The sequence below is a fragment of the Butyrivibrio sp. VCD2006 genome (assembly GCF_000423925.1).
In the GTDB taxonomy this organism is placed as follows: domain Bacteria; phylum Bacillota; class Clostridia; order Lachnospirales; family Lachnospiraceae; genus Butyrivibrio.
Genome location: NZ_AUIX01000015.1, coordinates 105,104 through 122,472, shown reverse-complemented (window position 1 = coordinate 122,472; position 17,369 = coordinate 105,104). Strand labels below are relative to the sequence as shown.

The window sequence follows — 17,369 nt, the reverse complement described above, 5'->3', positions numbered from 1 at the left end:
CTCCTTACTTACTTTTCCATACACTCCTAAATATCTCTCGCTTTTCTCCCTGGTAATCACCAAGGCCTTCAAAAATGGCTTCAAAGCCGCATTTATTAAGTACGTGCTTGGATGCCACATTTTCACTTAGGCAAATGCCATACACTTCTTTTGTGTTCACAACCCCCGCCACAACAGGTAAAAAGGCAGTCACTGCCTCTGTGGCATAGCCTTTTCTTGTATAATCTTTCGCAATATGGTATCCAATTTCCCACTTACCATCATCGATCGGAACCATCTGGACATAGCCTATATTTTTGTTGTCTTCTTTTACAAACACAGGATATACCAAAGGTCCATCTGCACTGCCATACTGTGACATCAGGAATTCTATCGTCTCTTTTGCATCCTCTTCTGTCTCAAAAACCTCATCCGGTACAAATCTCCTGTTATCCTCATCCAGCGAGTTCTTGTGAACATCATATGCCATATCCAGTGTAAATTCTTTAATCTCTAATCTATCGGTCTCAATTCTCATTTCGCTCTTATCTCCTTAACAAAAAAGATTCGAACGGAAGCTCTTCTCCCATTCGAACCTTTTACAATAGTTTTTATCAGCAATACTTTTAAGCAAATGACTTATTAATTTCACCTGTAGCACCAATATGGAATTTACTCAGAATCTTATATATAGTTTTCTCGGAAAGTGAATACTTTTCAGCCAAGCAAGCCACTGACATTCCTTCCATATATTGTGCATGAATCTCCTGATTCCTTAATTCATAATATCTCTTTGAGCAGGTCCTGCTCCCCCAATCTTTTTTGTCTATACATGGGATATAGATATTTGTCCCATTTACATACTGCTGAATAGCTTCAATCAGTTCTTGTGGCAGAATATCTTCTGCTTTTAAATAGCTCATCAAATCCTCCTGTCTTTTTTCGGATCCATCTGAGCTTAATGATTATTGTATTTTAAGCTCAGATTACTGAGCGATTACATATCTTTTCATACGTTTTCCTCCTTCTCCTACCCTAATAAGATAGTACGCTTTTGAATGCGCTATCGCAATCTCCTCTTTGATTATAATTAATCTAGAGAATGAATTCTGTTCTATTCCTCAGGGATACTTCCGTAAGCTGCAACAGCCTCATCCACTGTCATTGTCCCGTTGCCGACAGCATAAATAGCAGCCCTGAATTGTCTGACTGCCTGATCCAGAAGACCGGTTTCCTTGTCACTAAAGCTCCTGTCGTCCGGTACATCAGCAAGTGCCGAATATAGTTCGTCAGCCGAAAAATCATCTACAGGCGTGATAAGGCGCTTTAATCCGGCCATATTATCAAGCTCCTTCTTACTGATAAGAAACCGCATAAATTCATTGGCCATATCGATATTCCTGCTGTTTTTATTTACTGAAAAACAGATGCTGATCGAGTTGATAAAATATCCACCATCGTCCCCGGCAGGTGCTGTGAAGAATCTATACTTGAACGGATTCGCAGAAAAAGCATCAGACTTACTCTCTCTCTTTGCCGTTCCCGAAACCACATCACCGGTAGCAAGCATCATCGGTACGTCGCCCTCAAAAAATCTCATGATTACGGAGTCATATTCGTCTACTATCTCCTCCTCACATTTTGCCACATCAATGCAGTCAGAGTTCACAAATTCATATAGTCTCTCTAATGAAGGGCGCATCAGCTCACCTGCTGATGGCTCTAAATTGTTGAGGTCGTCAATTTTATCGCTATTCTTAATAACATTATACGCATACATCGGATAGACAAAGCAATTAAAGAGTCCCGATCCGCTGAATCTGTCCGTTCCCATCACAGGAGATTCATATCCCGCATTTTTAAGCTTGGTGCAAACATCCATTAGCTCTTTAAAGTTAGTCGGAACCTTTAATCCTTCCTTCTCAAAGATGTCCATATTGACTAGCATTCCGTAGGATGTGGTAAAAATCGGGAGCATAACAACATCACCCGAATCCGTAGTTCTGATCAGTGATTCCCTAATGCAGGAATAATCAATGCCAACAGAAGAATCTGACAAAACCTCGCAGGCTTCAAACATATCGTCATACATTTCATTGCCGATCATATAGCTGTTAGTCGTGAAAATATCCGGCGGCTCGCTGTTTACAATAGCGCTGGATATGACGTTATTGTAATCATCCATTGTGACATACTGCAGATTTGCGTTTGGGTAGTATTCGTAAAAGCGCTCAAACTCTGCTTCAAGCGACTCAAAGTTACCGTAACTACCCGCAACAGTCAAAGAAAACTCCGTATCCTTGTCATACTTTGGTTCAAAAGGAACTTCCGCTTTCTTCCCGCTGCCACAGCCCTCTAAAAGAAGCATAGCGACCATGCTCAAAGAAAATAACGTCTTAGCTGTCTTTGTCATAAGCAATACCTCCACTTATACTCAATGAAAATCATCCACTTTTCAGATATCATCCAGGTCATTTAAAGGTTCAAGATCCTTCGCCAGCTGTCTGTACCTGGAAAGTAGTTCTCCCAGTTCTTTATCCAGCACTTCCTCGTCACTGCTGTTTCCGGCCTTCTCAAGCCTTTCGGCTAGTGTTCCCAATTCTAATGCGCCTATCGCTCTTGAAGAGCTCTTAAGCCCATGAACCTTTATTGTTACGTTCTTTAAATCTCTTTCAGACCAGTATTTCTCAATCTCGTCCGCTTTTTTCTTAGCACTTCCAAGGAACGTCTCCAGAGTCTCCAGATAATCCTCCTCGTCGCCGCAATATGAAATCCCCGAGTCTAAATCCAACTCCTTAATATCATATAGGAATTTTGGAAGTGCATATTCTTCAGTGTCATCGTCATCAGATGCAATGATCACCTTATCCTTCGGAAGATACTGTAGCAGCATCATCTCCAGTCGTTCTGCGTCAATCGGCTTGGTGAGATAGTCATCAAATCCTGCATTTGTATACATCTCCCGCATACCCGATATCGCATTGGCAGTAAGACAGATTACCGGAGTCCCTATATTCGGTGTATCCGTTATGGCCTTTATCTCCATGAGCGTCTCAATACCATCTTTATCAGGCATCATATGGTCCAGGAAAATTGCATCGTATTTATTTTTAGTAAAAAGTGATATACATTCATCACCACTTTCAGCCGTATCGATCTTTAGCCCTGTCTTTTTAAGCAGGTTTACAAACACAGTAAGATTAACAGGAGTATCATCTACCACAAGTACTCTAGCATCCGGTGCCGTGAACTTCTCATGATAGTTCTTCCTTTCAATTATTGAACGTTTGAAGGCCTCCTCGAAATCTCCAATGGGATCCCATTTAACGACCTTCTGCTCAAGTTCAAAGGAAAATACTGAGCCCTTACCATATTCGCTCTCAACCTCAAGATGACTCCCCATCATGTCAAGAAACCGCTGAACAATGGTCATTCCAAGACCCGTGCCCTCAACGTTCCTATTCCTTTTTTCCTCAATACGTTCAAAAGCAACAAACAGCTTGTCAAGGTCTTCAGGTTTTATACCTATACCGGTGTCCGCAACACTGACTTTTAGCATGACGATATCCGGCTTATCCTGGAGCTTATTAGCATGTACAGAAAATGTTACGGCTCCCTGCTTTGTATATTTTACGGCATTCGAGAGAATATTTATGATGACCTGTTTGATCCTGATCTCGTCTCCGTAAAGGACACTGGGAATACTCCTGTCTATATCCAGATTAAAAGAAAGGTCTTTGTCTTCCGCTTTCTTTTGCACCATATTTACAAGGTCATTAAGAAGGGAGGCAAAACTGTATTCAACGTTTATAATTTCCATTTTGCCGGCCTCTATTTTGGAAAAATCAAGAATATCGTTGATGATGCTAAGGAGCGTACTTCCCGCAGTTTTTATACTCTCCGCATACATTCTGATATTGTCATCCCGAGAATCCCTAAGGACCATCTCATTTAAGCCCAGAATTGCATTCATAGGCGTACGGATGTCATGGGACATAGTAGATAAAAAGTTAGATTTGGCCTCATTTGCCTGATTTGCCTGCTTCGCAGCCTCTGAGAGCTCGCGGTTGTAGATCATCATGACAATCGAATTGAATATCAAAAGAAGTAAAAAGCCAATTGATGCTATACCAAGAAGCTGCCAGTCTATCGACCTGCTTACCACCAGATCCTTTGCAGGTATATACGCCAGCAGGAACCATGTCGTCATAGTCTCAAGAGGAGTGTACGATAAAATACAGTCCTCTTTCTTAAAGTTCTTGATCGGCATGGTGCCTGTACCACCGGCTATCTCTTTGATCACATGCTCATATTCTTCTGACGTAGATGTATTATAAGACTTGTAGTACTCAAAGAAATTACTGTTCTTAAAGGACTTACCATGAACTACGTAATTACCCTCTTTGTCCACGATACTTATCTCAACGTTCTCGTACTCACCTTTTAAGAAAACAAGCTTTTGTTCAAGGCGACTTAACGGAACAACGCGCAGCAAAAGGCCTTCCCTTGTCTCACCTCTTTCTTCGTCAAAAACAGTCACTTTATTCAGGAATGCAATAGACTGCACTCCGTTCATGGGGTTTGTATAGGCTCTTGTGAGGCTGACTACTTCATCCGTATCAGACTCATCTTCAATATTGTCAAAAATATTTATATTCTTGTAAGAAACCGTGTATACATTGGGGTCAGATACCTTGGCTGCAGTGGATATGCCTTCCCGCCCTGAAGTGTCAAGAAAGATAAGGTGCCCCTCAATCTCTGAAGACACCTTTGCCTTTCTGATGAATGATACAGCGTCCTCGGCAGTCATTGGAGTGCCACCTTCCGCTGAACGATTGATATAGTTCGCCCATATATCACAAAGATGCTGTTCATCCTCAAGGTAATTGGCGATAATCTGATTTGTAGTTACAGTCATCTTTTCAAAGGCGATGATCGCATTTTTGTTGCTCTCTTCCGCCTTAATATTCGCATACCTGATGATAAAGAACAGAATGGATCCCATTATCAAAAGATTTATTATTATAATCAGCCCTCTTTTCACCCTCTGCCCTCCGGTTTCCAGCAAAGAAAAATGGCACGATGTTATCATTATAATAACATAAAGTAGGCAATAATCCGTCTGTTAAATATCAATGGCATACATTTTTCATATTATTAAAGCGTATCTTATTTTTTTATAAAAATTTAGTGAAATGTAACTACCTTGTCGTAGTCGTAACCTCTGTCCGGTGTGAAATTTCTCTTGGTGAGCGTGAAATATACAACACCGTTATTTCTTACAGGTACAGATATGAGTGTTTTGTTACTATCAGCATTTTTATTAGCGTTAGCATCAGAACAGGCCACGCCTCCAGCCATCACAACACTGCTCGTAACAAGCGGCCAGGCTGCACTCTTTATAAGCTCAGTCTCTTCCTTCGTCGGATAAGCAGGCTCTCCCAGATCATGCCATAATTTAAGCGGATTACAGCATGTCTCATCCACAGTCTTGGTTATCAGTGTGTACTCATTTTCCTCAGCTATAAGATTAAAAGAAATCTCTTTAACCCTGTCTCCTTCGTCTATGTTCCAGAGAATTCCTGCAAAGCCCTTGTCGCTCTTAACTATTACAGCATTATCATCTCTATAAACACATTTCTGGCTAAAGAGCTTAAGCTGCTTGAAGAAGTAGAATGTCCAGAAGGTTGGTTTTGGAATATTGCCTGCTGCCACCATGCCAAATCCGCCGTGGAATAAGGAATTCTGAACACCCTGCTCCTCAAATACATCACCGAAAGTCCAGTATGAATAAGCCTCATTCACATCCCCAAGACCTGCAAGCTGCCTAGCAAGGTAAGCTGCATTGATGTTGGTATCATGAATCACGCCTCTTGGTGTGTAAGAAGTGCTAAACTCTGTGAGGTGAATAGGCAGTCCCTTAAACTCCTCATAAGAATCCACAATATCTCTTGTGGACTGAAGATTTTCAAAGCGCATCTTAGAATCCTCAAGCTTTGAGTAGTCATAGTGACCGATTCTCTCAGGAAATTCCACCGTATAATGATGTCTCGTAATCCTGTCGGGATGAATTCCCTCTTTTTTACAAAAATCAAGGAACCCCTTAATCCACTCTGCATCTCTGACACCGCAGATTGCAGGACCGCCCACCTTAAAGCGTGCGTCGTAGTCCTTTATTGCCAAGAAGGTCTCTTTAAATAATTTGCAATACTCCTCCATATCAGCCTTATACCAAAAGCCGGGAAGATTTGGCTCATTCCACACTTCAATAGGCCAGTCCGTAACTTCCTCACCGTAGCGGCCTCTCAAATGCTCAAGCAGAGCAATAACCATGTCCGTCCATTTCTTATATTCCTTCGGAGGAGTGGTGTTTCCCTTCCAGTAAAAGATAGTCTGAGTGCCGCTTGCAAGCTGCTCCGGCATAAAGCCAAGTTCAAGATATGGACGAATTCCAAGCTCTAAGAACCTGTCAAAAATCCTGTCTATGTAAGTATAGTTATACTCTACCTTGTTTTCGCCATTTTCCTCATACTCATGGTAAATAGCCACATCATCTGAAAAAAGGCCATGGCCTCTGATATAGGAAAAGCCGATCATGTCTTGCACAAATTTAAGCTCTTTTAGATATTCCTCCGTAAGAGCAAGACCCAGTCGACCTGTGCCCACGCAATAATCTACGTTATTGTTGAAAGATACGCTCGCTGTCGCATCCACTACTATTTTTTCTGTTTCCATTTTGTCTACCCCAATCTAGTTTTTTATTATTATAAAATCCGCAAAGCCTCAAAACCCCTTAGAGCAATGCAAAATATTATACCAAGTTTTTTCTAAACAGCTGATCTACCGTACCATCGAGATCATTATTGCAGACCTCTGTCTCCACTACTTTTCGGAAGCGGATACCAAAGCCACTCTATAGAGTCTGTGTACGGAAAAAATAATATGATTCCTCTGCATCCGGATAAGGTTATATCTGAATTAGCGCTTCAATTCATACCAGACATCTATTTCAGATTTGTCAGGTATTTCAAACATTGAAAGTAGCTTATTTAGCAACCCCTCATCAACATAAAAGTCTGAACCGCCATTTCCTTCTTCGATTCTTTTATTGCGCTCTTCTATATTACGGTTCCAGGTATCATCATTGGCATCAATATAATGCCATTCATAGCTTACATCACATGATTTTAAATATGTTGAAATATCGGTTCTGTTCTCTTTAGTCCAAAATCCCCAATCCAATATAACATTGGCGCCTGCTTTACAGATCTCTGCAGCTTTCTTTTTCAGATAATTATTCACACGCTGAGCAAAAACATTATAGAATTCTCCCTGCTCATTATTAATCAAATCATACGTCACCTCATCTGTTGATAGAATGACTGCGTTGTATTTCTCTTTAAGTGCTTTCGCATAATATGTTTTTCCACTACATATTTTCCCGCATATCAAATATACTTTTCCCATTAATTCTCCATTTTAATCAATAAATTGCTGATCAAATCTTCTTACAGCATTTCGATTCAATTCATCATTATAGATGTCAGATTCATAAAATCTTCCGCCTCTAACATCTCCCAAGTATCCGGGAATCAACTCCATTCCCATAAAAGATGGGTAGTTGTATCCTTCAGAATCGCTTATCCCAAAGGTTTCTGCTTCCACAAAACCAAACTGCGGATAGTATTCAGGTCTCCCAAAAAACAAAAATGCTCCATGGCCTTGTTCCTTTGCATTCCTGATCAATTCATTTATCAAAGCCTTCCCTACGCCTTGTTTCTGATACTGCGGCAAAACACTGATAGGACCAAGATTCTGCACCGCTTTTTCATTTTCGTCGTTCTTAACTATGGCATTGCTGCAAATGACATGCCCGATAATCTCCCCTCCAACGGTTGCTACCAGGCTAAGGTCCTTCACCCCGTCTCTTTTGCGAAGTTCATTCACCATCCAATGTTCATACGGGCATCCTATCCCGCCACGCTCTATCCTTTCAGGATAGCCAAATGCCTGCCTCGTAGCCTCTTCAACCTTTCTGAAATCATTCGACGTCTCTTTTCGAATGATGATCTCCATAGGCTTCCTCCCTAAGTAAAGAAAAATTGACAACTCCCAATTTTTCCTTCTCATTTACAAATTATACTCATAATAGCTCTAATTATATTTGAAATATATTGCTTTCATCAACACTTAAATACAGAAAACAAGGGCGTTTTCACGCCCCTGCTCTGCCTGTTTGGTCAAGTCCTTTATTTCCCACGACGACCTCCTTTAGTCGCTTTAATAATAGGAAACAAAAATCCTGGTTTTCTTGAATTTATTTACTCTTCAAAATCCCTTAACAACTTCCGGTAGTTCAACTATTCTAATTCTTTTGTGTAATAATGCCTCTTACCTGTATATGGATATTCATTGAGAGAAAAGACCTCTTTATATCCATGCTTTTTATAGAATTCAGGAGCCTGGAATGAAAAGGTATCAACAAACGCATATTTACATCCACGTTGCTTAGCTTCCTTTTCTGCAGCTGCTAATAAGTCACTTCCTATGCCCATCTTCCTTAATTGTTCTGCAACAAAAAGATAATGAATACAAAGCCAATTACCAAAAGTTTCGCCGGTGAGTCCAGCTAACTTCTTGTTATTTTCATCCTCATAAAATATACCGATAGGTACATTCTTTGAAGCCTCACGATTACTGAGGTTATATTCCTTTAGCATTTCATGAATCTCGTTAATGTCTCTCTTGTCTCCATCATCGGTAATTCTAATTTTCATATCCATTCAAATTTATCCTCGCAATGTCATATGCAACCTTATTAGTTTTGTCCATCACATCATCCTTAATATATGCGCATTCATTTTGAATCCATATTTCTCATAAAACTTTATTGCATTATTCCCGTCTGCGACCTTTATTTCTATTTGATCCACACCACGTTGTTTGAATTGGTCCATTGCCCAATTCATAAGCATATCTCCGTACCCTTTGCCACGGAATTCCTTAAGTACGATCAGGTAGTCTATTTTTCCCTGGCCTTCGCAAACATCTATTTTGCAAAAACCCAGGATCTCGTTTTCAGACTCAATGACCATGATCTTTGATTTTCCGCTTTTTACATCTGTCTCAAAGGATTGAAGAGTCTCGCTGTAAGGTCTTTTGGGATATGTCCCGGGAAAATTAACAGAAACCATGTTGTGGTGATCAGCAAGTGCTTTAAGGCAGCCTTCCAGTTTATATATTTCGCTGCACGGCAGTTCTTTCATATTCCCCCCTTATTGTTTAAGCCATACGAATCCGGTTTAATACATTAGCGCACAGCAAAAAACGGACATATGACATACACGGATATAGGCCTGTTTTTCACTGCATTTCCCTCGCGTCTAGGTCACTTTTTCCATTTTTAGACCATTTTGCGCCAGATCGACAAACTCCTCCTAGACAAATGGAATTTATTGAACTCTTTTCCTAAGCTGACAGCTCGACAAATGCCGATTCATCTGTTTATCTGATGCATTTGCAATTTCATGATATTTAAGATCTCCAATTATCTTCTTTTAAAAGTATAATCGCACATAGTACCGCCGGTACCTATCTGCTGAGTATACAGAAAAGCCGCACGCGGCAGATCACTGTACAGAATATCATCCACCTTGCAGAATATCGCTGTCATCTCAGGCATACCGTATTTTTCAAATATCTGACGGAAAATGCATTTATGTGTAGTCATAGAAAACTCATCTTTGCAACTTTTCGGAAACTCCACATCCCAGCCATAGCCAAGAGATTTCTTGAACATCAAGGGCATTGTAAGCTTTAGCATAGGAACAAACCATCCATGGCTCGCAAGCTTTTTCATGGATTTGACCTGCGGCTCTAGGAACTCATACATTGCATCGGCCGCATATTGCTGTGCCTCTTTTATGGGCATGCCCTTACTTTCCAGCACCTGAACGATGGCAAGAGATGTAAGAAGATTACACAAAAACCCGTAATTCTTAGAATCGGTATACTGGGAGTTCTCCTGAATGAGGGTATTCATTCTGTCAATTAAAAGAGCTCTGTAATCCTCGTTCCATTTGTTATACAGGTCTATGAACCGGCTTTGCGATATCATTTGCTGTGGTATATATTTCTTGCTCATAAGCTCACTATCTACCCTTCATATTTGTACCACGGATGCGTTCCGGTTATTTCAAATCCGACGGAACAGGCAAGTCGCATGGATGCTTCATTTCTTGTATCACAGTCCCACACAGGGAGTTTTCCCCTTCGAAGAATTTCTTTTACCATTGCGTAAGCAACGATCTTGCCATATCCTTTTCCGCGGCACTCTTCTGCTGTTTCTACTCCGATATCCACATAATCCTTGGAGACTCCCGAAGAAAATGCGCAGGCTGCCATATGTCCGTCTTTGATCAGGCAGTATCCGAATCCCTTTTCTAAAAATGTGCGCTTATCCTCCCAGGAAAATGTAGGTATTATCTTTCCGCTCATCAGATCGTAGTTATCGGGGATTATTTCTTCCGGCTTTGATTCCATGGTGGGTGAGATGATATCTCTTTTCCCAGTGAAATCGAAAATATACCTATCATATTTAGAAACTCCCGGAGTCTTCAGTGTCATTTCCTGCAACCGGGGATCGTTTTCTGCTTGCAGCGCCATGCGTCCAGAGTGACCCTCCGGCGGATTTAGCATCATTGTCATGGTTTCTTCAATGAATTTCTCATTATAATTCCCCAGGATATTGGCAAAGCCGCAGTAGTGCCAGATTAGTGCAGCATTCGGAGCATCAGTATCATCAACATATATCTCGCCACTTTGAATCCCCTCTAATATTGAGAGCGGGTATACTTTTTCAACGCTGATCTGATCGGTCAAATGCCTGATCTTCTTGTAGTCTGTAAGTTTTTTCATGGTCATCCTCTCTTGTAATTATATATTAACGTAAAATAAAAAACAGACCAGCTCCGTACACGGATTTTGGTCTGTTTTTCACCAATTCTTATTTCTGCTCTATTCTTTTCATAACAAATCCGAAGACATTTCTTACCAGCGGTCCTGCGAAAAAGATAAAGTTCTGCATTCCGCCAACATTCAGTGAAATGTTGTAGCATATCTCATTTTTTGTCAGCAATTGCTGATTATTACAGATATTTTGTTTTCGTGTAAGTCTTTTTATTCCTCCTGACTACTTCATTATTCCCCCATGGAAATAGCATTCATAAACTCTGGTATTATTGCAATAAATCTCCTCGTATCCCTGAAACCAGCTTAATCCCCGGTAACGCAGCACTTATAAGTATATTCACCGGACTGAAAATACTCAGGTCCTCTGTAAGGCATATTCTTATCAGCTTTTCTAAGAGCTTCTTTTAAGAAATCTCCGCTAAACTGCTGATCCAGTACTCGTCCCAGATGATTCATGGCGTACTGAATCTTACCATCAAGCCATATTGCCTCTTCTCCGGCAAACTTCTCGCCGCCCACATATGTGTCATGATAGGTATACGGTCCGCTCCAAGACTAATGTAAAGGAAATCATTGCAAATAAACATCAGTCATTGGTTGCTTTTTTCTGTGTTTCACCGAGGCTGAATACAATTATAGACAAAAGAAAAACCCCAGAAACACTGAGTACAACGAGGCACCTCGTTGTTTCGCAAAAATCATCTCTTTGTGAACTGCCGACACGTAAAAAACCGTGCCAGTGGCACGGTTTTAGTGTCGGATCTTCGAAGCTATGCTGAGAAGATTCCTCAGTTCACAGAGATAATCAAAAAAATCCCTGCAGCAAGTGCTGCAGGGAATAATTTTTTGATTATCTCTTTGAGAACTGAGGAGCGCGACGAGCCTTTTTGAGACCGTACTTCTTTCTCTCCTTCATTCTAGGATCACGTGTAAGGTATCCAGCCTTCTTAAGTGCAGGTCTGTACTCATCAGAATCAGCCTGAAGAAGTGCTCTTGAGATACCGTGACGGATTGCACCAGCCTGACCTGTTGTGCCGCCACCGCGAACTGTTACGTTAACATCGAACTTATCAAGAGTATCTGTCAGTACAAGGGGCTGACGAACAATAACCTTGAGAGTCTCAAGTCCAAGATACTCATCGATGCTTCTCTTGTTGATAGTGATATTGCCCTTACCGGGTGTAAGATAAACTCTGGCGATAGACTTCTTTCTTCTACCTGTGCCATAGAAACTTGCTGCTTTAGCCATTTTCAAATTCTCCTTTCAGATTAGAATGTAAGTACTTCGGGCTTCTGAGCTGCGTGATCGTGCTCAGGACCTACATATACATGAAGCTTTGTGTACATCTGTCTGCCAAGAGAGCCCTTGGGAAGCATTCCCTTTACTGCATGCTCGATAACACGCTCAGGGTGTGTCTCCATCATCTGACGAAGAGTGAACTCCTTGTGGTGTCCAACGTAATCTGTGTGGTGCCAGTACATCTTCTGGTCCATCTTCTTACCTGAAACCTTGATCTTCTCAGCGTTGATTACGATTACATAATCACCTGTATCAATGTTGGGTGTATAAATCGGCTTGTTCTTTCCTCTAAGTACGTTAGCTACATTAGAAGCAAGACGACCGAGTGTCATATCTGTTGCGTCTACAACATACCATTTCTTCTCAACAGAAGAAGCATTAGGCATATATGTGTTCATTCTAATTACCTCCATAACAAGTTAACAGTTAAATCTCTGGTGCGAAGAACCCTTCACCTGATCCGTTCGCTTGTATATATAGATGCACGCCTCATAACTTACCGGGATTATTCAGCGATTATCGTCACACAGTCATATATTATATGCTCATTTTTGCAAATTTGTCAACCTCAAATCCGCCCCCGAATATAATAAAATTCTTATTAATTCAATACCTCAAATTTACAAATAATAATTTTTTCAAAAATAACAAATCTCTGAAAAATAATATGCTTAAATCAAAGATCCTGGAATTCATATTTTATTAAAAATAATCCCTGCGGAGGGGCTGTAGGTCCTGCCGACGCTCTGTCCTTCGCCTCGATCATGGCTTTTACATCCGAAGGTTCGCCCTTCCCTCTGCCAATCTCCATAAGAGTACCTGCAATGATTCTCACCATATTGTATAAAAAGCCATTGCCGGTGATCCTAATTACAATCTCATCACCGTTTCGATTGACTTTAGCAGAAACTATCCTTCTAACATGAGTCAGCGCCTGCGATCCCGCTGCACAAAAACTTGAAAAATCATATTCACCCACAAAATACTGCGCAGCCTCATTCATTCGCTTTTCATCAAGCGGATAGCTATTATGACACGCATATAGTCGCTTTGTAGGTACCATCGTCTTAACATTAAGTATCCGATACTCATAGGTCTTCTCAGAATGACACTTTCTCGGATGGAATCCTAAAGGAACCTCTTCGGACTTCATAATCCTGATATCTTCAGGTAATTTGTTGTTGAGGGCAGGTGCAAAGCTCTCAGGTGGAATCGTGGATGAGGTATTAAAAACCACGATATTTCCATATGCATGAACTCCTGCATCCGTTCTGCTGGCTCCGATAATCTCCGTATCCTCACCTGTAAGTGCATCAACTGCTTTTTTCAGCTCACCCTCAATAGTTTTGGTATTTTCCTGAAAAGCGAAGCCATGATATCCGCTCCCATCATATGCAACTGTCAGCATTATGTTTTTCAAGACAAATTCCTCATTCACAAACAAAATTATTACTTTCCATAGTGGCAAAGTTATATTTGATCAAAACTCACATCAGAATATTATTCCTACAGCTATCATAAGACATAAATAAAGTAAAATAACCACATAAGTGATAATGTCCTGCTGCTTGTATTTAAGCGGTTTCATCTTTGTTCTGCCCTCGCCGCCTCTGTAGCACCTTGCCTCCATTGCCATAGCAAGATCTCCGGCTCTTCTGAATGCTGAAATAAACAGTGGAACAAGAAGAGGAATCAGGCTCTTAGCCCTCTGGATCAGAGATCCACTCTCAAAGTCCGCGCCTCTTGCCATCTGGGCCTTCATTATCTTATCCGTCTCTTCCATAAGTATAGGAATAAAACGCAAAGCAATCGACATCATCATTGATATCTCGTGAACCGGCACATGAAGTGCTTTTAAAGGGTTCATGAGGCTCTCAAGACCATCAGTAAGCTGATTCGGTGTGGTGGTCAGTGTCATGATAGACGATCCTGTGATAAGGAAAACCAACCTCACTCCCATCATTATCGCAATCTTAAGACCTTCCTTCGTAATTTTCAGCTTCCAGAAAGTAATAAGCGGCTCTCCAGGCGTCAAAAACAGATTAAACACCATAGTTATCGCCAAAAGAAAATAAATAGCCTTCATGCCCTTAAAAATGAATTTTACGGGCACATTTGATCGCATAATCGCAACAGCCAATATTAGCGCCGCTATTAAATATCCTATAAAATTATCAACTACAAAAAGGGATACAATATATACCAGCGTTGCAACAATTTTTACTCGAGGATCCAGCCTATGCACATAGGAATCCGTCTGGTAATATTGCCCCAAAGTTATATCTCTAAGCATTTAAGCTCCTGTTTCATCTAAATTCGGATCTAATTTCTTACTGAAAAATCCGCATTATTTCATCAGCTGCCTCTTCGATAGTGGTAGCATCGGTATTTACATTAAAACCGGCTTCTCTGAGTTCCTCCATCACATAAGTAACCTGAGGTGCCGCAAGTCCTATTTCTTCAAGCTCCTTATAATGAGAAAAAACTTCCTTAGGAGCACCGTCGAACACGGCTTCTCCCTTATTCATTACAATTATTCTGTCAACATAGTTTGCAACATCCTCCATACTATGAGAAACCAGAATAACTGTTATCCCCAGGGTATCATGCAACTCAGATATAAGATCAAGAATCTCATCCCTTCCCTTAGGATCAAGTCCCGCTGTGGGCTCATCAAGAATAAGAACATCGGGCTTCATTGCCAAAACTCCGGCTATCGCAACTCTTCTCTTCTGTCCGCCGGATAGATCAAAAGGCGATTGATAAAAGTACTCATCAGGAAGCCCAACTTTTTTCAAAGCATCATATGCCCTTAGCTCAACTTCCTTCTGAGACAAACCCAGATTCTTAGGTCCAAAGCACACGTCCAAAAAACAGTTTATTTCAAAAAGCTGATGCTCCGGATACTGAAAAACAAGCCCAACCTTTGCCCTAAGGTTCTTCCTGTCATATTCCGGATCATTGATATCCTTGCCATCAAAATATACTGCCCCGGATGTTGGTTTCATAAGTCCGTTTAAATGCTGTACTAACGTCGACTTACCGGAACCGGTGTGACCTATAAGACCGATAAACTGGCCATCCGGAATCTGTAAGGACACATCGTTAAGTGCCACCCGGGCCATGGCCGTTTCAGCTTCATATATATAATTTACGTGGTCAAGTATTATAGCCATGCCTCTCCAATATCTAAATTACTGTCTTATCAGCAATCACAAAAATCAAATTCTCAAAATCAATATCTCAATCCCTTCAGGGCACTGACAAGTTCTTTCCTATCAAGAATGCCATCAGGTATGTTCAAACCTCGCTTCTGAAGCTCATGCGCAAGCAAAGTAACCTGCGGAACTCCAAGTCTTAACTCCTTAAGCTTATCAACCTGTGAAAAGATCTCCCTGGGTGTACCCTGCATAGTAACCTGTCCCTTGTCCATTACAAAGACCTTATCCGAGTAAATAACCTCTTCCATATAGTGAGTTATAAGAATTATTGTAATCCCCTCAACATCATTCAAAGCTCGTGCTGCGCGGATAACCTCTTTTCTTCCATTTGGATCAAGCATCGCAGTCGGCTCATCAAAAACTATGCATTTAGGATGCATTGCTATTACGCCTGCTATCGAAACTCTCTGCTTCTGTCCACCCGAAAGATGGTTGGGTGAGCTCTTTCGATACTCATACATTCCTACTGTCTTGAGACTCTCTTCAACTCGTTCCCAAATTTCTTTAGTCGGAACTCCCATGTTTTCAGGACCAAACCCCACATCCTCCTCAACAACCTGACCTATGATCTGGTTGTCAGGATTCTGAAAAACCATTCCGGCTTCCTGTCTCACATCCCAAATGTTCTTGGCATCTGAAGTATTCATTCCATCCACCCATACTGCCCCTTCGGTTGGGAACAATAAAGCGTTAAAATGCTTTGCAAGTGTAGATTTTCCTGAACCATTATGCCCAAGAATAGAAATGAATTCTCCCTTTTTTACCTCGAGATTGACACCGTTTACAGCAGTTGTTATGCCCTCAACGTTTCCTTCTTCATCTCTTCTAATATATTCAAATGTCAGATTCTCCGTACGGAGCATAGTTTCTGAACTCATGTCGCCTCTTAATTTGTATTACGGTTTATTGCTGTATATCTTATCTATTTTATTATATGAACTACTGAAAAACAAGCGCAGCTGCGCGCTTTTTTCAGTCATACACTTATTAAAAACCGTAAAAATGTAATCACTTTTTGTTTTTTTCATTTTCAAAGTCTGATACAATGTGCATATGTCTAAAGAAAACCTTAAACCATTTATTATTATATTTGCACTTATTATTTTATGCGCCATTTTGGCTCGATTTGTCGGAGGCGGCGAAACATTGGCCGAGTATGCCTCCAAACACCCTGATAAGGCATATGGAACAACTACAGAGGCCGTCTCTGATGATATTTCAGATCCATGATTAATAATTAAAAGCGATACGACCTAAATCGTACCGCTTTCTTTTTTGTTAATTATAAGACTTATACAAGCTCAAGAACAACCATCATAGCTGCATCGCCCTTACGCTGACCGATCTTAACGATTCTTGTGTAACCACCGTTACGGCTAGCATACTTAGGACCATACTCTGTGAAAAGCTTCTCAACGAGGTCGATCTGCTTTGTGTTCTTCTTTCTTCCAGCGCCTTCCTTCGGAACCTCAGTTACAGGATAGAGGGTCTTGAGGATCTGTCTTCTAGCGTGCATACGTGAAGGCTTATCCTTTTTGATCTCCTTCTGAACAGTATCATAAACTGTTACCTTCTTGCCATCCTTAACTTCCTTAACGCGCTTGCCGTCCTTATCTTTGCGAGCAACCTTTGCCTCAACAGTAACTGTCTCGTAGTTGTCTCTCTCTTTAGCTGCAAGAGCGATGATAGGCTCAACGATCTTCTTTACTTCCTTAGCTCTAGCCTCGGTTGTAACAATCTTACCATTGTAAAGAAGCATTGTTGCCTGGTTTCTGAGGAGTGCTCTTCTAGGCTTTGTTGCCTTGCCTAACTTTCTGTACATTGCCATAATAATTTACTTCCTTTCTCAATCGCAGAGTTCCCTCTGCTGTGGTGCATACCGGAATACTCTTTGGCTT

At 41.0% G+C, this 17,369-nt stretch carries 19 protein-coding genes and 1 pseudogene; 1 reads left to right on the top strand and 19 read right to left on the bottom strand.

Translation table 11 applies throughout. From position 1 onward, the window contains the following. Positions 1 to 4: 4 nt before the first annotated feature. From G586_RS24765 to G586_RS0107260, 18 genes and pseudogenes are all read right to left on the bottom strand, one after another. The gene (locus G586_RS24765; protein ID WP_026527234.1) at positions 5 to 517 is read right to left on the bottom strand and encodes a GNAT family N-acetyltransferase; all 513 of its coding nucleotides are present in this window, start codon (positions 515 to 517) and stop codon (positions 5 to 7) included. A gap of 88 nt (positions 518 to 605) precedes the next feature. After that, positions 606 to 902 carry a CD3324 family protein gene (locus tag G586_RS0107345; protein ID WP_026527233.1) on the bottom strand — a complete coding sequence of 99 codons (297 nt, stop codon included), beginning with the start codon at positions 900 to 902 and terminating at the stop codon, positions 606 to 608. A gap of 191 nt (positions 903 to 1,093) precedes the next feature. Continuing rightward, positions 1,094 to 2,392 (bottom strand): ABC transporter substrate-binding protein, encoded by a 1,299-nt coding sequence (locus tag G586_RS0107340; RefSeq protein WP_026527232.1) that lies wholly within the window; start codon positions 2,390 to 2,392, stop codon positions 1,094 to 1,096. A 42-nt stretch (positions 2,393 to 2,434) separates the two neighbouring features. Continuing rightward, positions 2,435 to 5,023, bottom strand: a complete 2,589-nt coding sequence (locus tag G586_RS24760) for an ATP-binding protein (protein WP_051204626.1) — start codon at positions 5,021 to 5,023, stop codon at positions 2,435 to 2,437. Between the two features lie 143 nt (positions 5,024 to 5,166). Beyond that, complete coding sequence (locus G586_RS0107330; protein WP_026527231.1) at positions 5,167 to 6,714, bottom strand: GH39 family glycosyl hydrolase; 1,548 nt, start codon at positions 6,712 to 6,714, stop codon at positions 5,167 to 5,169. Positions 6,715 to 6,957: 243 nt separating this feature from the next. Then, positions 6,958 to 7,446 carry an AAA family ATPase gene (locus tag G586_RS0107325; protein WP_026527230.1) on the bottom strand — a complete coding sequence of 163 codons (489 nt, stop codon included), beginning with the start codon at positions 7,444 to 7,446 and terminating at the stop codon, positions 6,958 to 6,960. A gap of 12 nt (positions 7,447 to 7,458) precedes the next feature. Next, the gene (locus tag G586_RS22085) at positions 7,459 to 8,055 is read right to left on the bottom strand and encodes a GNAT family N-acetyltransferase (RefSeq protein WP_035772714.1); all 597 of its coding nucleotides are present in this window, start codon (positions 8,053 to 8,055) and stop codon (positions 7,459 to 7,461) included. Positions 8,056 to 8,339: 284 nt separating this feature from the next. Continuing rightward, the gene (locus G586_RS0107315; RefSeq protein WP_026527229.1) at positions 8,340 to 8,756 is read right to left on the bottom strand and encodes a GNAT family N-acetyltransferase; all 417 of its coding nucleotides are present in this window, start codon (positions 8,754 to 8,756) and stop codon (positions 8,340 to 8,342) included. Between the two features lie 54 nt (positions 8,757 to 8,810). Further along, positions 8,811 to 9,245 (bottom strand): GNAT family N-acetyltransferase, encoded by a 435-nt coding sequence (locus G586_RS24755; RefSeq protein ID WP_051204625.1) that lies wholly within the window; start codon positions 9,243 to 9,245, stop codon positions 8,811 to 8,813. Positions 9,246 to 9,526: 281 nt separating this feature from the next. Continuing rightward, on the bottom strand, positions 9,527 to 10,123 hold the full coding sequence (locus tag G586_RS0107305) for an L-2-amino-thiazoline-4-carboxylic acid hydrolase (protein WP_081674264.1): 597 nt from the start codon (positions 10,121 to 10,123) through the stop codon (positions 9,527 to 9,529). Positions 10,124 to 10,134: 11 nt separating this feature from the next. Further along, positions 10,135 to 10,896, bottom strand: a complete 762-nt coding sequence (locus G586_RS0107300; RefSeq protein WP_026527227.1) for a GNAT family N-acetyltransferase — start codon at positions 10,894 to 10,896, stop codon at positions 10,135 to 10,137. Between the two features lie 274 nt (positions 10,897 to 11,170). Next, positions 11,171 to 11,469, bottom strand: a pseudogene (locus G586_RS22075) (DUF5680 domain-containing protein). Between the two features lie 331 nt (positions 11,470 to 11,800). Further along, positions 11,801 to 12,199, bottom strand: a complete 399-nt coding sequence (gene rpsI / locus G586_RS0107285) for a 30S ribosomal protein S9 (protein ID WP_022761304.1) — start codon at positions 12,197 to 12,199, stop codon at positions 11,801 to 11,803. Positions 12,200 to 12,219: 20 nt separating this feature from the next. Continuing rightward, positions 12,220 to 12,648, bottom strand: a complete 429-nt coding sequence (gene rplM, locus G586_RS0107280; RefSeq protein ID WP_022761305.1) for a 50S ribosomal protein L13 — start codon at positions 12,646 to 12,648, stop codon at positions 12,220 to 12,222. Between the two features lie 278 nt (positions 12,649 to 12,926). After that, positions 12,927 to 13,670 carry a tRNA pseudouridine(38-40) synthase TruA gene (gene truA / locus G586_RS0107275; protein WP_026527226.1) on the bottom strand — a complete coding sequence of 248 codons (744 nt, stop codon included), beginning with the start codon at positions 13,668 to 13,670 and terminating at the stop codon, positions 12,927 to 12,929. Positions 13,671 to 13,742: 72 nt separating this feature from the next. Then, positions 13,743 to 14,543 carry an energy-coupling factor transporter transmembrane component T family protein gene (locus G586_RS0107270; RefSeq protein ID WP_026527225.1) on the bottom strand — a complete coding sequence of 267 codons (801 nt, stop codon included), beginning with the start codon at positions 14,541 to 14,543 and terminating at the stop codon, positions 13,743 to 13,745. Positions 14,544 to 14,580: 37 nt separating this feature from the next. After that, positions 14,581 to 15,426 (bottom strand): energy-coupling factor transporter ATPase, encoded by an 846-nt coding sequence (locus tag G586_RS0107265; protein ID WP_026527224.1) that lies wholly within the window; start codon positions 15,424 to 15,426, stop codon positions 14,581 to 14,583. Positions 15,427 to 15,485: 59 nt separating this feature from the next. Further along, on the bottom strand, positions 15,486 to 16,334 hold the full coding sequence (locus G586_RS0107260; protein ID WP_026527223.1) for an energy-coupling factor transporter ATPase: 849 nt from the start codon (positions 16,332 to 16,334) through the stop codon (positions 15,486 to 15,488). A 190-nt stretch (positions 16,335 to 16,524) separates the two neighbouring features. On the opposite strand from G586_RS0107260, the gene G586_RS25995 reads away from it, so the two are divergent. After that, on the top strand, positions 16,525 to 16,701 hold the full coding sequence (locus G586_RS25995; RefSeq protein ID WP_155834048.1) for a hypothetical protein: 177 nt from the start codon (positions 16,525 to 16,527) through the stop codon (positions 16,699 to 16,701). Between the two features lie 61 nt (positions 16,702 to 16,762). Here the strand turns inward: G586_RS25995 and G586_RS0107250 are convergent, their stop codons facing one another. Next, positions 16,763 to 17,299 (bottom strand): bL17 family ribosomal protein, encoded by a 537-nt coding sequence (locus G586_RS0107250; RefSeq protein WP_026527222.1) that lies wholly within the window; start codon positions 17,297 to 17,299, stop codon positions 16,763 to 16,765. Positions 17,300 to 17,369: the final 70 nt, after the last annotated feature.

Bases quoted from the DNA above. Each gene is read 5' to 3' on its own strand.
- G586_RS0107345 (WP_026527233.1), bottom strand. From the start codon at position 902: ATGAGCTATTTAAAAGCAGAAGATATTCTGCCACAAGAACTGATTGAA.
- G586_RS22085 (WP_035772714.1), bottom strand. From the start codon at position 8,055: ATGGAGATCATCATTCGAAAAGAGACGTCGAATGATTTCAGAAAGGTT.
- G586_RS0107250 (WP_026527222.1), bottom strand. From the start codon at position 17,299: ATGGCAATGTACAGAAAGTTAGGCAAGGCAACAAAGCCTAGAAGAGCA.
- G586_RS25995 (WP_155834048.1), top strand. From the start codon at position 16,525: ATGTCTAAAGAAAACCTTAAACCATTTATTATTATATTTGCACTTATT.
- G586_RS0107325 (WP_026527230.1), bottom strand. From the start codon at position 7,446: ATGGGAAAAGTATATTTGATATGCGGGAAAATATGTAGTGGAAAAACA.
- G586_RS0107340 (WP_026527232.1), bottom strand. From the start codon at position 2,392: ATGACAAAGACAGCTAAGACGTTATTTTCTTTGAGCATGGTCGCTATG.
- G586_RS24765 (WP_026527234.1), bottom strand. From the start codon at position 517: ATGAGAATTGAGACCGATAGATTAGAGATTAAAGAATTTACACTGGAT.
- G586_RS0107330 (WP_026527231.1), bottom strand. From the start codon at position 6,714: ATGGAAACAGAAAAAATAGTAGTGGATGCGACAGCGAGCGTATCTTTC.
- G586_RS0107315 (WP_026527229.1), bottom strand. From the start codon at position 8,756: ATGAAAATTAGAATTACCGATGATGGAGACAAGAGAGACATTAACGAG.
- rplM (WP_022761305.1), bottom strand. From the start codon at position 12,648: ATGAACACATATATGCCTAATGCTTCTTCTGTTGAGAAGAAATGGTAT.
- G586_RS0107270 (WP_026527225.1), bottom strand. From the start codon at position 14,543: ATGCTTAGAGATATAACTTTGGGGCAATATTACCAGACGGATTCCTAT.
- G586_RS0107265 (WP_026527224.1), bottom strand. From the start codon at position 15,426: ATGGCTATAATACTTGACCACGTAAATTATATATATGAAGCTGAAACG.
- G586_RS24755 (WP_051204625.1), bottom strand. From the start codon at position 9,245: ATGAAAGAACTGCCGTGCAGCGAAATATATAAACTGGAAGGCTGCCTT.
- rpsI (WP_022761304.1), bottom strand. From the start codon at position 12,199: ATGGCTAAAGCAGCAAGTTTCTATGGCACAGGTAGAAGAAAGAAGTCT.
- G586_RS0107305 (WP_081674264.1), bottom strand. From the start codon at position 10,123: ATGAGCAAGAAATATATACCACAGCAAATGATATCGCAAAGCCGGTTC.
- G586_RS0107300 (WP_026527227.1), bottom strand. From the start codon at position 10,896: ATGAAAAAACTTACAGACTACAAGAAGATCAGGCATTTGACCGATCAG.
- G586_RS0107260 (WP_026527223.1), bottom strand. From the start codon at position 16,334: ATGCTCCGTACGGAGAATCTGACATTTGAATATATTAGAAGAGATGAA.